Annotated in this window: 5 protein-coding genes; 2 read left to right on the top strand and 3 right to left on the bottom strand. The window is 44.0% G+C overall.

The window, feature by feature from the left end:
* The first annotated feature begins 306 nt into the window (after window positions 1-306).
* Window positions 307-7,386, top strand: coding sequence for a type I polyketide synthase (locus tag DKT73_RS10370; RefSeq protein WP_111638473.1), 7,080 nt, complete (start codon window positions 307-309; stop codon window positions 7,384-7,386).
* Window positions 7,383-8,138, top strand: a complete 756-nt coding sequence (locus tag DKT73_RS10375) for an aspartyl/asparaginyl beta-hydroxylase domain-containing protein (protein WP_111638474.1) — start codon at window positions 7,383-7,385, stop codon at window positions 8,136-8,138. Before DKT73_RS10370 ends, DKT73_RS10375 begins: the two co-directional genes overlap by 4 nt.
* An 88-nt stretch (window positions 8,139-8,226) precedes the next feature.
* Here DKT73_RS10375 and DKT73_RS10380 read toward each other — a convergent pair whose 3' ends face one another.
* The 3 genes from DKT73_RS10380 to DKT73_RS10390 are packed head-to-tail and all read right to left on the bottom strand — an operon-like array spanning window position 8,227 to window position 14,664.
* The gene (locus DKT73_RS10380; RefSeq protein WP_111638475.1) at window positions 8,227-9,651 is read right to left on the bottom strand and encodes a hypothetical protein; all 1,425 of its coding nucleotides are present in this window, start codon (window positions 9,649-9,651) and stop codon (window positions 8,227-8,229) included.
* 24 nt (window positions 9,652-9,675) lie between these two features.
* Window positions 9,676-13,650 carry a hypothetical protein gene (locus tag DKT73_RS10385; RefSeq protein WP_111638476.1) on the bottom strand — a complete coding sequence of 1,325 codons (3,975 nt, stop codon included), beginning with the start codon at window positions 13,648-13,650 and terminating at the stop codon, window positions 9,676-9,678.
* A gap of 18 nt (window positions 13,651-13,668) precedes the next feature.
* The gene (locus DKT73_RS10390; RefSeq protein ID WP_111638477.1) at window positions 13,669-14,664 is read right to left on the bottom strand and encodes a hypothetical protein; all 996 of its coding nucleotides are present in this window, start codon (window positions 14,662-14,664) and stop codon (window positions 13,669-13,671) included.
* Between the last annotated feature and the right edge of the window lie 3 nt (window positions 14,665-14,667).

The raw sequence follows: 14,667 nt of genomic DNA on the forward strand, positions 1-14,667 counted from the left end.
ATAATTATCAATGATTTAATCATCAACCTTGATAGGGTAGTCTTTTTATTTTAATTTTAAAATTACACTAAATTACATTGGTTTTTTTGATATCGTTTGTCTTGCTTTAAAAAAAATAATCGTTGAAAGTGCCATTTATATTACTATCAGTGGGTTAAGGTAGTGTAACTAGGTGTAATTGCTTATTGGATATCTGTTTTCTATAACTGGTGGTCAGTGTGTCACTTCTCGCTAGGCTATGACATTTTTAGCACTTTGAAAGAATGGCAAAATTTACGTTCAGGATATAAGAGCTTGTAAAATAATATGGACAATGCAGCGTATAACTTATCTTCCATGATACTCACCAGACTCAAAAGTGGGGGAGACAAAGTTGCATTTACTTTTATCTCCGATAATGATGAATCTACAGCGATTAGTTATGATCAGCTAAATAAATTAGTGCTACAAAAAGCTTCTATTTTACAGAGTGAGATCGGCAGTAATCGGATAGCCTTGTTAGTGTTTCCAACTTGCCTTGAGTTTGTCACAAGTTTTCTTGCATGCATTGTGTCTAACGTCATTGCGGTTCCACTTCCCCTTCCTAAAAGCACCAAAGATAGAGTGAGTTTTGAACGTGTACTAGGGGCATTAGATGTCACTGGAGCGAAGACTTTATTGTTGCGTTCATCAGACTTTTCTTTGTTTGATAATCTCGATTTCAACGTACAGTTATTGGATTTGGATAGTACAAACAGTGGTAATACGCCCACTTTTATAGCTCCCAATATTGAAGCAAAAGATACCGCTTATCTGCAATTTACATCGGGTTCTAGCGGTGCACCACGAGGTGTTGTTTTATCACATCGAAATGTTCTGGAAAACCTAGCTTCTATCAAGCGGGCATTTAATCACTCCGAGTCAACAGTCACGTTAAGCTGGCTTCCATTGCATCATGATATGGGGCTAGTTGGGCATGTGCTACAACCCTTATTTGAGGGAGGAAGTAGTGTCCTTATTCCCCCTTCTAAATTTTTACGTGACCCGCTTTTGTGGCTTCGCTCAATTGATAAATACAAAGCTAATACGAGTGGTGGGCCTGCGTTTGCCTATCAGTTGTGTGCTTCTAAACTAAAGGAAAATACTGATCTGGATTTAAGCAGTTGGAAAAATGCGTATGTAGGCTCGGACCATATACCTGCAGAAGTATTAGACAATGCATCTGAGCGTTTTAGTCGACATGGTTTTGATTCAGCCAGTTGGTTACCTTGTTATGGACTGGCTGAAGTCACCTTGTTTGTCGGAGGCACAAACGAGCGCAATGTATTAATGCTGGATGTTGATGCATTAGCAAAAAATCAAGTTTCTGTATTGAGCGAAGAGCAGCGCGGTAAACCCATATTTGGATATTGGATTAACTCATCAGATTTTGATGTCAAAATTGTCAATTCAGAAACGCTTATCGAATGTACAGATGATGCGATTGGTGAAATCTGGCTAAGGGGGCGGTCAATAGGTGATGGGTATTATCAAAATGACGTTGCGAGTCATCAAACATTTAACCGTAAGTTACGTGGCGCTGAAAACGAGGGCTACCTATGTACTGGTGACTTAGGTTTTTTTAAAGATAATCGTTTGTATCTCACTGGAAGAAGTAAAGATTTGATCATTATTCGTGGTGTGAATCACTACCCTCAGGATATTGAGAAGACGGTTTTGATGGCGGATCCAGGCCCAGTTCATCATGAAGTAGCTTGTTTTTCGGTCGAGCGAAAAGGGCATGAGCAGCTTGTGGTGATCCGTGAAAGTCGTAATAGAAGTGCGACGAGTGACGAGCAGAAAATACGGCGCGAATTAATAGCGTCAAAAATCGCTGACAATCATGCCATACAGGTCAGTCACGTGGCGTTCGTTAACCCTGGGGTTATTGCCCGAACCACGAGTGGAAAAATATCCAGAAGCCAATGTAAGAAAGATTTTTTAGCCAATAAATACCATGATGCTCTTGCGGAGCAATCGAATAGTCAGCAAAGAAAAATACCAAACATAAATAATCGAGTGCCTATTGTGGGTATGGCATGTCGGTTTCCCGGATCCGCTAATAGTCTGGATGAATTTTGGGCGTTGTTAAGTGAAGGTCGAGATGCGATTAGTGAAGTGCCTGCGGATCGTTGGGACGTTGATCAATATTATAGTGAAGTTGCTCAAGCGGGAAAAATGAATACTCGTTGGGGAGGGTTTATAGACGATGTGGATCAGTTCGACCCTCAGTTCTTTTCGATTTCCCCACATGAAGCCGCGGAAATGGATCCTCAACAGAGAATACTATTAGAAACATCATGGCGAGCATTTGAACATGCTGGCATTACGAAAGAGCAATTAAAAGGCAGTAATACGGGCGTATTTGTCGGTATATCCAATGGCGATTATTTACGTTTAAAGTGTAAAAAAGACCCAGATTTTATCGACTTCAACGCCTATTCTGGTTTAGGGAATGCCTATAGCATTGCGGCGAATAGAATCAGTTATGTGTTTGATTTGAGAGGGCCAAGTGTGGCCGTGGATACAGCGTGCTCTTCTTCTTTAACGGCCATTCATGCGGCCGTTAAAAGTATTTTAGATGGCGAATGCGAGACTGCGATTGCTGGCGGTATAAACTTAATGTTGGCACCGGATGCAACCATTCTTTTATCGCAATTTGGCATGATGGCGGATGATGGACGCTGTAAAACGTTTGATAACTCTGCAAATGGTTATGTTCGATCTGAAGGTTGCGGTATGGTCGTGCTTCGACGATCCGAACTGGCTTTGGAAAATAGAGATTCCATCCTCGCTTGGATTTTAGGATCATGGCAAGGGCAAGATGGCCGTAGTAATGGTATTACCTCGCCAAATCCAGATGCTCAAAAGCAGTTGCTATTAAATACTTTAAAAAAAGCACAGGTAGACCCCTCTGATGTGACTTATATTGAAGCACATGGAACAGGTACCAAGGTAGGTGATCCGGTCGAGATGGAACAGCTCAATGCTGTTTACGGTCTTGATACTAAAAAAAGGTGTTATGTTGGATCAGTAAAAGCAAACATTGGCCATTTAGAGGCGGCGGCAGGTGTTGCTGGTTTGATCAAACTGATCTTAGCCATGCAGCATAAAAAGATTCCAAAACAAATTCATCTTAATGAGCTGAATTCTGATATCGACTTATCACAAAGTCGTTTTTATATCCCGACCACTGAAACCGATTGGCAAAAAGCTGATTCCGCGAGGTTAGCGGCCATTAGTTCTTTTGGTTTTGGCGGTGCTCTTGTGCACATGCTTTTGGAGGAAGGGAACACTTGCTATGAGCCAAATTCTCATGGGCAAGAGAGTGGCAATTATCATTGTATTTTGCCCATTTCAGCCAACACATTGGAAGCGATGGATAGCGTCATAAATCAGTGGAAGACGCTGTTAGCTGAGCGAAGATTTTCCTCGTTAAAACAGTTATGTCAGGTAGCGGCGACTCGTCGTTCTCATTTCCGATATCGTGCTTCTGTCGTAGCATCGTCCCAGTTTGAATTTAGACAAGCATTATCCAATCTTGATATTAAAGACATAGCAGCAAGTCATCTTGCTGCTATGTCACCAGAAGCCGTATTTTTATTTAGTGGGCAGTCTGGTCATTTTGCGAGTATGGGAAAGTACTTATACCGTAACTTTTCGGTTTTTAAAGACGCATTTGATTTATGTGCGGATGCTTTTGAACGGAAACAACAAAGGTCACTGGTGGAGTTAGTCTTTTGCGACGAACAGGAGCCGGGTAGCAATGGCCTCACAGAGCTCGATGAATATGCGCAACCGGCTTTGTTTGCGGTTGAATACGCATTGGCACAACTGTGGATATCGTGGGGAATCATACCCAAAGTGTTGTTAGGGCACAGTTTGGGGGAAATAACAGCCGCTTGTCTGGCGGGCTGTATGACAGTTGAAGAAACCATGTCTCTTGTTATCGTCCGAGGGCGACTTATGATGCATGCCCCTGGACATGGCGGCATGCTGAGTGTACTTGCTGGATACGAGGATCTTCGCACAAGTGTTGATTTGGATGCTTTAGAATTGGACATTGCTGCCATAAATGGAGAGTCCATAACCATAGTGTCAGGCCCAATGACATCAATATACGCATTGGAAGAGATACTGAAAACAAGACATATCAATAGTGGCAGGCTAAACGTTGTTCACGCATTTCATAGCCGAATGATGGATCCTATTTTGGATGAGTTCGAACAGGCCGCCGCAGAAATAGACTACAAAGCCCCAGTGTTACCTCTTATTTCAAGCGTCACGGGTAAGGCAATGCTCATGGCTCCGAGTGCTTCTTATTGGCGGCAACATTTAAGAGAATGTGTTCAATTTAATACCGCAATAGATCAAATACTCAAGGATACCTTGTCAGGTATTTGTATTGAAATTGGTCCTGGAAAAACATTGATATCGTGCGTTAGGCATCATCGAAGCATTTCGGAAAATATGCTCTTGTGTCAGTCTCTCAATGATGATTCTTTAGGTCTTTCAACCATTCTGCAAGCGCTTGGTCAATTATATTTGGCAGGCGTGTCATTAGATTGGAATCGAATATACGAGGCTCCTGAACTTTCTCCCTGTGATCTCCCCGAGCATCCGTTTAACCGAAAACGTTACTGGTTTGATGACGTTCCGGAAAACGAAATCGCAACGATTGAAGCCAGTGTTGAAAATACTTTACCAGATATCTATGACATAGTTTGGCAACCACGGCCGCTTACAGAAATGGTTAAACCTGCAACTAAATCAACTGGTTGGATTATTATCGGACATGGTCGAGGTTATGCAAGGCGCTTACAAAGGCTCCTTGAATCTCAAAATAAGCCTGTGTTTTGTATAGCAGCGGGTAAAGAAAATAGCTTATGGCGAGACATACTGTGGTTTTTAAACTGGGGCAGTGCTTCAACTATATCGATGGGGGATCTTTGTGATTCGGAGGAATATGCAAAAACCTTAAATCGAATTATTAATAAACTGGCACGCTACAATGTCACAAATTGGCGTATCGTTTACTTAGGAGCAATGGATTTAACAATCAGCACACAAACCTCTACTAACAGTTTAGAACAGGATCATGCGGGCGTTGGCGTATCTGGCTTGCTTGCGCTGATCAAAGGAATCAACAAAGTAGCTTTAAGAACCTCTTTATGGGTTGTGACACAAAATGCGGTTGTCGTGAATGAGTTTACAACTGAAGTTGAATGTGCAGACGTGTCTGTCGCACAAGCGCCTATTTGGGGGTTAATGAAAACCGCTTACTTGGAACACCCAGAATTAAGAGGTGGCTTGATAGATATCGAGGAAAAATTGGCGGATGAACAGCAACTTACCCTATTGATCGAGCAAATGGAGGGTGGGATTGACGAGGCTCAGGTCGCCTTTAGGAATGGGATTCGTTATGTGCAAGTACTTGAAACACTGCCATTAAACAACCATTTGCCTTACGTTGCTGATAGTGAATCAGCCTATATTATCACCGGTGGGCTGGGAGGGATTGGTTTAGCTTGTGCTGCTTGGTTGGTTGAAAAGGGTGCAAAACACATTTATCTATTAGGACGTCGTTCACTGCTTGATATAGAAGCTCACATTAGCCTTGCTTCAGGCACATATGAGGCCGATTTGAATGTGGTGGATAAGGTTGAGCAATTAAGACAGGCAGGCGCGAATGTAGAATCGATCGCTTGCGATATTCGGGATCATCAAAAGGTATCCGAGGTTATACACCAAATCAGAAGTGTTAGACCGATAAAAGGGGTGCTTCACGCGGCAGGGGTGAATTGGGTAGCGAAGACCATTGACGTTGATCGACAAAAGCTACTCGACTCGATGGCCATTAAAGTATCGGCAGCATGGAATCTGCACCAGTTGACGATAAAAGACGATGTTGATCTATTTGTTTTATTCTCGTCCGTTTCGGCGCTCTGGGGGTCTGTTAACCTTGCTCACTATACGGCTTCGAATTACTTTCTTGATGCTTTGGCTCAGCTAAGGCATCAGCAAGGAAGAAAGGCGGTGTGTATTGATTGGGGACCTTGGTCTGATGTGGGGATGAGTGCGAAAGAAGAAGAAACGAAATTACTTGAAATGTTGGGACTAAATCTAATAGCGCCTGATCAAGCACTCGCGTTTATGGAGCGCCTAATTGTCAATAACCAGCCTCAGGCTGTGGTGGCGAGCTTCAACTGGAAACGTTTTCAGTCTTTTGCTAATTTTTCACTTTCTCCTTCCATGTTTGAAAAGATTTCTGTGGAAAGTGCCTTAGTATCGTCTTTACCTAACCTCGCAAATTTCTCTAATCTTACTAAAGAGCAAGCGCGGGAAGAGCTGCTTAAGATCATTAAAACGCATCTCAGTTCGGTATTGCATCATGCCTCTGATAAGCAGTTTGATGACAACACGCGTTTTAATTTTATGGGAATGGACTCGTTAACGGCGATGGCATTGTGTGCGCGTTTAGAAACCCACTTGGGCATCGATATTTCAGCGATGGCCGTCTATAACTACCCAACGATAGGCAAACTAGCGGACTATCTGTATTCGTTAATGGATCGTAGCTCTGAAACGACGGAAGGAGAAGCTGAACAGATGTTGTCTTCTCGTTTTTTTAATGTGCCAAATGTAAACGACAAGGGCTTTAGGCTGTTTTGTTTTCCTTACGCAGGCGGTGGAGCATCGGTTTTTGCTGAATGGCGATCCATAATGAACGCTGAGGTAGATATTATCCCATTGGAATTACCTGGACGCGAAAATCGGATATCTGAGCCATCAATGACGCAAATGCCAGATATAGTGGATGCGATTGTTGAAGAGTTAAAACCTTATATTGGCAAACCATTTGGCTTTTTTGGACATAGTTTAGGTGGGTTGTTGTGTTTTGAGGTCGCTAGAAAGCTGCAAAGCTTGGGGCTGCCACTTCCTGGACCAATTGTTATATCTGGCAGTGTACCCTCTCAGTATCGGAAAAGCGAAGGTCTGCATAGGCTACCTGATCATGAATTACTTGAGGCATTGTCTAATCGGTTCGGCATTGTACCACGAGGCGGTTGGAGTGAAGATTTACAAAAAGCGCTCATTCCCACTTTGAGGGCTGACATGCAACTCTCCGAAAGTGTGGAAATCTTAGATCATAGCCCACTTAATGAACGTATTCATTTATTTGTTGGGCGCGATGATGAGTGGGCACCACCTGAATCCATGAAACATTGGCGGGAAATGACGACAAAATTGCCAGTTATTGAGTTATTTGAAGGGGATCATATGTTCATTCGAGGTGAGGCGAAAAATGATGTGATCCAATGTGTTAAACAGTTGATATCCGAGCGTCGAGAGGAAACCCATATATGAGCAAAGCAAATCAGGCAATTTGGTATGAAATATATGGCGGTCGATACATAAGTGATGATCCCTTTTTCTTTGACGAAAAGGATTTTGAGTGGACGCAAACACTGAAGGATAATTGGCACATTATTCGAGATGAAATGTTAGCATTACTCCAAGAACATCCTGAAAAACTTAAACCATATTTTAGTAAAAACTTGGTGTTCCCCCCAAAGCATTGGAAAACAACGGGATTCTTTTTTTGGAATTGGCGGCTCCATAAAAACTGTCGTAGGTGCCCAAAAACCACGGCAATATTGGAATCCATACCAAATTTAACGGGTGGAAATCTGAGTATTCTTGAACCGGGAGCGAACATTAACCCGCACCAGGGGGACACCAATGCTCATGTAAAAGTTCACATCGGATTATCGATTCCAAAAGGTTTACCTGATTGTGGTTTTCAAGTAGGTGATGAAATTCGTGGTTGGAAGGAGGGGGAGTTACTCTTATTTTGCGACGCACATCGCCATACAGCGTGGAATCATTCAGATGAAAGACGGCTGGTGTTTATTATTGATGTTATTCGTCCAGAGTTTGCGCATAAAAAGCAGTCTATCTGTGTCAATGTGTTGGCAACCTCTATGCTACAGTTGCTTTATCAAAATGTTTCTTGGCTTAATCGGCTGCCAGGAAAAACCCATCACGTACTTCACTTTTTGATTCGTAATGTACTGAGGCTTGTGTTACCGATCCAAAATAAGCTTCGGTTGTTATAGTTTATCGGCCTATATATTTTTGAATTAGAATGAAACCGCCTCCCTGAATAACGCATAGGGAGGCGTTTGATAGCAGATTGTTACTTGGCTAGATAATCACATACAAAATACTTTGTACTTTGGTACCATCACTCGCGGCTCCTACCAGCGTGTAGGTACCGGCAGAAGGTGCTTCGTACTGCCCATGGTCTATGGCACTCATGTCTTTCCCGTTCAACGTGAGAGAGACAAGGTTTGCAGTAACCCAGCTTATGGTTGACATGTTTTTTTGCTGTCCGAAGTATTGAATCTGAGGATGAGATGTATCGGCTCCTCCCAAATAGTAAATACTATTATTGCCACCGGGTTGATAAATGGTTAATACGGCAGAACCATCGTGTTCGAAAACATATTGAGAACCTGGCCAGTTGTCGGGAATGGTTTTGTGTATGATGCCTGATAGTTGTCCATCGTCATTATTGGCGTATTTGAAGTAAGCGAGTTGAACTTCCTGGATATCAAGTGTTATGGATGTACTGAAGCTATGGCCTTTATTCGTCGGGTCGTAACCTGTCAAGGTTAGGCTGTATTCAGCTGTTCCAGGAAGCTTACTCTTATCATTTGCTGCGTTATATACATCTAGACCAGGGGTGATTGATGGGAACTGAGATTTGGTTGGATTGGTATACCATTGTGAGCGACCTAAAGGACCAGTCCAATAAGCTGCTGTGGCGAACAGGCTGGTCCAAGCTAAATTGTTTGATTCTGTCGGGCCAATGTTCATGCCTCCTTCTTGAGTTTCTTCAGCTAACTCGAAAGAGGTAATGACAGGAATATGCTTTGTCAAGGTCGCCGTCGCTTTCTGTGGTGCTTTACCAGTTGCGAATACTTGCAAAGTATAGGTTGTCTGAGCGTTCTGGCCTATGGGAGCGTCAATGGTATAGCTTTCGGTATGGGGTGGTTTACCGGATACCGGAAAACTGTCTGGAAATGGTTGTGATGAAGAACCTGCCACGGTAACCGTTTCGCCTCCGGTCGTCTGCCACCATAACGTGCTGGTGGCACTTTCTCCGATGGTGAGAGGATCAATCCAAGCATAAATACCGAGTTCTTCTTTTACTTTATTCACCGGAATGGATGTGCTTGCTGATGACGAGGTAATAAATTCTTCGATCTCAATCGATGTTGACGCAGCCGTATCTGAGATACTGACATTCGTAAAGGTGACAAGAATACTTTGACCTGGATTCAGTGTTGTTCCCGACGCAACACTCGATGTAACCTGATATTTACCACTGATTTTTGAAACACTAAACCCAGTGGTATTGGTTGATGCCGTAAAGGTATCCGCTGTGGTCAAATCGTTATCGTTTTGACCTACGGGGATGGTAATTTCTATGGAAGAAGGATCTCTTCCTCCTTCGAATAACAAAGCAGGTGAGGTAATCGGATTGCTAATGGTCAGTGTTAGGTTTGTCGTGGTTGCGATAAAAACCTGTTGTGGTTCAATTAGGTACGTCAGTAAAGTGTTCATTGTTTGATTCCTTTTTAATGGAGACTAATTGGAGTTACCACCAAGATTCTTCGGAGATAAAGTAAGCCAGCCTTCACTTAATGTCGGAGGCAAATCAGATAGAGTGGCAATGCCATTTTGGCTTCCCACATTGTCAGATGTTGTCCATTCGGTGACGTCTGTACGTGCAGCCCATCCCCACTTGCCACGAATTTCTGCCGGTAATGGCATTTGAATCGAAGCCGGATTTGTTAAAATAGGGCCTACCCTGAAACTTGCTTCCATCCTATTGAGTGCACTGATGTATTGGCTTGATGACAGTCCGATAGTGATTGCAGGTTGACTTCCCATAATGAGAGGGATTTCTTTGGTTGGATCAACCAGCAGCGTAACGTACAAATCTTCGGCATCCGGTGCCATTTCAATCAAATAATTGGTGGTGACGTATGCTGAATCTGGCGTAGAGGTCATATCCAGAATTTTAGGAATACTTTGCCCAGACATCGGGTGTACTCTTAGTCCCGCTCTAATACCGCTAGTCGGAGTGTAAGCATGAGCTGAATATATAGTGTCGTATTGATTGCCAATAAAATAGCCGATGACACCGTTGGTCTGAAAACCTAGATCTCCAATACGGATATTGAAGTTAAATTGATTGATTGGCGTTTGTTGAGGGTCGTAAATTGGGGTGTTTCCATTACTTCCGACATAATATTGCCCAGTGTTCGCCCAGGATTGATTGTATAAAGGTCTGCCATGTAAGCTGAATTGCACTTTGGCGCGGACAAGAGCGAGGGGTTTACCTAGTAAAACAGATAGATTGCCCGTAGTGGAAACACTGCCTGCAGCGTCGTTTGCCCATAATGCCGAGTCGATAATATCAAGTAAATCTCCGTAAGCTGAGCTACTGACAGTTCCAAAGTTTAATAGGCTGGTTACGAAACCTTGTAAATGGGAGTTGGATAAGGCAGGCGAGGAACCTAAGGGAGCATCAGATCCAACGGGCTGATCCCATCTTAACCCCGTTGTATTGTTCGACCCTTCGATAGCAATGATGGATCCTTGGTTTATCCCTTCGGCGTCAAAGACGATAAGCGAGTCATCAAGATGATTTGGCATAATCCAGCCGCAGATTGGCGAGGTAAGTACGGATGAGTTAGTCAGTTCTCCATCGTTCTTTGCATTAACGAAGTTGAGTTCTGTGCGTGTAGGCTGAATAATTCGTGGTGACAACTGTGCAACGCTTTCGTTTCCAGAACCTTTTGTAACCATGCTCTGAGAGACGAGCATGTCAATGGGATCTGGCTCTTTTTGTGGATTTTGCCCAACGAGTATTTGGCCGTATGAGTCGACTACCCACAGTTTCATTAATTGAATATGGCCTGTGCGAACAGGAAAGAAGGGTAAAGACCCTTCATCAGAAATGGGTTTGGTATTGGGTGCGGTTCCTGTGTTGGGCTGGAAGTTCCAAGGCCCAGAACCGATTAAATCGATTTGTTCCTGTGTAACCGGAAGCTTTGAAGAAGCAAGCGCATAGGGTTGCATCATATTCATCAGTCGGGTTGTTAGTTGTTCACTAAACCCGCTCAACGATTGTGCGACCATATCAATTCCACCCACTAAATCAGCGACTAACTCTAGATCGTCACGAATGTATTCAGGTAAATCATCATAGTCTGGGTTGTCTTTAAAGCTTGAAAATTGCGCTTGCAGAGTTTGCGCCGCTTCGACATTTATTATTGAACGACCGACGAAATTTAAGGCGTTATTCGAAGGATTATCTAACTCAAATGTGTCCTTGTATAAATAATCAATTTCGCTCAGTTCCCAGCCTTCTAACTGGTCGGATAAGGGTGAAGTGCTAGAAGCGTTTGGTATCCAGCGGACTTGCCAGTCGACGAAAACTGGAGTCCAAGGTTGTGCGCTTCTTAAACTGACCGCTGCGGCGGAAGGAACAATGCCTTCGAATCCGGTTGTGGTTTGTACTAAAAGCTCATTTAATCCACCTGGCTCTGACCAGAGAGACGTTTGCATTGATTTTATGTCATTCGTTAGTTTATTCAGTTCGTCTTGTGAGGGGGTATGGTTTACTTTTTGAAACCAAAGTGTTGCTAGAAACAAGGCACTTGAGGGATCGAGTAAAATACCTTCCAGAATAAAACTACTTATTTCCTTTGGTAAACCAGCTAATACCGAAGTGGGGGAGCCGCTGTCTTTTAGTGGTAATATTACTTGGTTGATGGCGAAAATATCGCTGGCTTCTAATGTTGCTGTTTTTTCTTCTGAATTGATCGTGAAAGTCAATTCCAGCCCCGTTACGGTTTGGCCTGTTACTCTTACTCGTAGCGTATCTTCGCCACCGTAGGTACCCGGAGCGGACCATTTCGTATCGATATCAGCGCCAGCCACGAGAACCACAGGGTTATTAGGTTGGAAGAAGGGCGATTCGGATATGGGTTTAAGAATAAAGTCGCCGTCAAGCTCAGAGAGTAAAGAATCCTTTTGAAGCTTTATTTTATCGGTAAGGTCAGATAGATCCAATGCAGATGATGACACCGCCTGAGCCATAACATCCAGTGCGGCAGAAATGTCAGGTGTTAGCCAATTTGGTGAGCTTCGGTCTAGATGGTTGGCTTTGAAAATAACCGCTCCCAGTTCTCCCCGTTGAGACTCAAGAATTCGGTTCTTTTCGTTATATTCTTGCTGTAGTGTATTGAGTTGCGTAAGCGATTCCGTTTGTGATTCCGTTAATGCCACTACTTGGGTGTCTGAACTACTGAGCCCATCGCTGTTTGATTCTGAAACCACAGTCCACACCGAACCGCCAGAGACGCTATTAAATCTTGCTTGTTGCAATAGAGCTTCTGTTCCAACCACATCTGTCGTGAGTTGGTTTAGGATACCGAGTTGAAAAGCTTCTATTGCTTTTTCAATAATAGGAATATTGTCTGGCTGTTGCTGATAGGTATTCACAACCAGATTCGCCATATAGGCTGCAATGGCCTCAGCCCCGGTATTACCCATAGCAATAGTAGGGTATTTGGTTCCCCCTCCTGGAGCCCCTGTACCGTATGCAATGTCTTTTCCTTGCCAGTTAATGGTTGCGATCAGGGAATGACAGATTAGTTGCTTCGCTAAATTTGGTTGTGCTTCGCTGATACCGTTTGTGTTGCGCCAAGTGGCCCAAGCTTTGGCGGCATTTTGCAATTGCTCTGGAAGGCTAGAGCTAGGCGTCCCCGAATTGACTCCCCACACATTGGCAAACTCAGACCATGCTTGTATGGCATCAGTGACCTCATTGAGACCAGTACCGATACTCCAATCTAGTTTGTCTAATGCGTCTTGCCAGTCATCCTCATTGTCGGTTGGTAAGGCGTAGGCAGGATCAGAGGTAGGGGCTGAGTACCAACCTGCGACAATATACGCATAGTTTCCGGCCTGATTTGGTAGGTCGTCGTGAAAAGAAAAAACGTTCTTTATGTTATCGTAGCCCGCTGACCAGCTGACATTTCCGGGGCCCAGTGCCTTGAGGAAATCTCCGCCGCTATTGAGTGGTGCCGTCCAAGCTTGCAAACTCTGAAATTGTCCGATTGTAGATGGGGCCGCGCCTGACCCGTCTGGGTATTGAGACAAATTAGGGTCAAATGTACTAAGCACGTCCGAATTGATAACGGCAGCGGTTAGAGTAGGCGCAGAAGCATTATTGGGATAGGCAATACGCATGACCAACCAACGGTTTGGTGCTAACGGGAAATTCATCTCTCCAGTGGTTGTACTTTGTATACCATGACGGAGCGTACTGGGGAGCGTCCACATTAAGTGAGCGCCCGGCGCAGGGCGGTTCGTTGTGCTAAAAGGTAATGGGCCCGCATCGGCTCCCATATATAGGTTTTGGTAGTTCGTTTGAGTATTTGCCCAATCTCCTACGGATTGTTGATCGGGGAGACCAAATAACAACACATCGCATGCCATTGGAACTAACAGCCTAGGGCCCGGCCAAACAGGTGCTACATTACTCATAATTAGAATCTCCTTTAACTATTCGTTATCCTGCTGGTGTGCGGAATGTGGTGTTTTATAGTCCATGAGTCCAGCACCGCGAACCAACTGAACGGCTATTGCGGCTGGCGTCACGGTTCCATCGTCTGGTAACGCGCTCAGCCCAGGCTGATAGCCATCAGGCGTGGTATAAGTGCTGAACGCTGTTCTGATGGCATGTTGTAAATCCAGTACGTTGACAACACCTTCTTGTCCATTGTTGTTATCGCGAAACGTGGCTGGTGCCGTTAAATAGTCGTCTGAACCGCCGCTTGTTTTGAGCTGCTCTCCACCTTTTAATGGTTTGTCTTCAGGCAGTCCTAGACCTCTTACCAGCACTTTACTTGATCCTTCTTCATGACCATCTAATCCAAAGTGCAGTCCTTCACCCGGTTCAATAAATTGTACGTCGTCAGGAACACCAGCAAATAAGCAGAGTAATACACCGCTGGAAAGGCGATCCATACGCAAAATCGGTAGGGGAATTCCGTCCTTGGTGCCGATGATTTCAATCCCCGGCCAGGCTTCAACGACGATAGATCGAAAAAGAAAACCGGAAATCACCGAATCAGCGGTGCTTAACGCGGATTGATTGCGCATGTCTGTTCGTATTTTAAGACGCTGAGCTTGGACCTCTGCATAAAGCGCTTCGTACCATGCCGCATTGAACATATTATCCTGAGTTGAAGACACCCCGACACTGATTGCGCCATCTACCATCCTATCCTGCCAGTTTTCATCCATGTAGAAAAAACGAATGGATTCATGGGGCAGTAAAGCGCTGTAAGGCACCAGATACTCAAACGGTACTCCTTGGAGTAATGTCAGTTGTGCTAACCAATCGACTAGGTCTTTTGGTGGGGCATTTTCTAATGATGAATTATTTGTATCTGAACGCGCTTTACTCGTATTAAGTTGACGCAATGCAGAAGTCTGAATGGAAGGTTTTGGCATCGCCAGAGAAAATATAGACTGTCTGTCTTTCCAGGATTTCATGGT

This window comes from Marinomonas shanghaiensis (genome assembly GCF_003259175.1).
Classification (GTDB): domain Bacteria; phylum Pseudomonadota; class Gammaproteobacteria; order Pseudomonadales; family Marinomonadaceae; genus Marinomonas; species Marinomonas shanghaiensis.

Coding starts and splice junctions, on each gene's coding strand:
- DKT73_RS10370 (WP_111638473.1), top strand. CDS start 307: ATGGACAATGCAGCGTATAACTTATCTTCCATGATACTCACCAGACTC.
- DKT73_RS10375 (WP_111638474.1), top strand. CDS start 7,383: ATGAGCAAAGCAAATCAGGCAATTTGGTATGAAATATATGGCGGTCGA.
- DKT73_RS10385 (WP_111638476.1), bottom strand. CDS start 13,650: ATGAGTAATGTAGCACCTGTTTGGCCGGGCCCTAGGCTGTTAGTTCCA.
- DKT73_RS10380 (WP_111638475.1), bottom strand. CDS start 9,651: ATGAACACTTTACTGACGTACCTAATTGAACCACAACAGGTTTTTATC.
- DKT73_RS10390 (WP_111638477.1), bottom strand. CDS start 14,664: ATGAAATCCTGGAAAGACAGACAGTCTATATTTTCTCTGGCGATGCCA.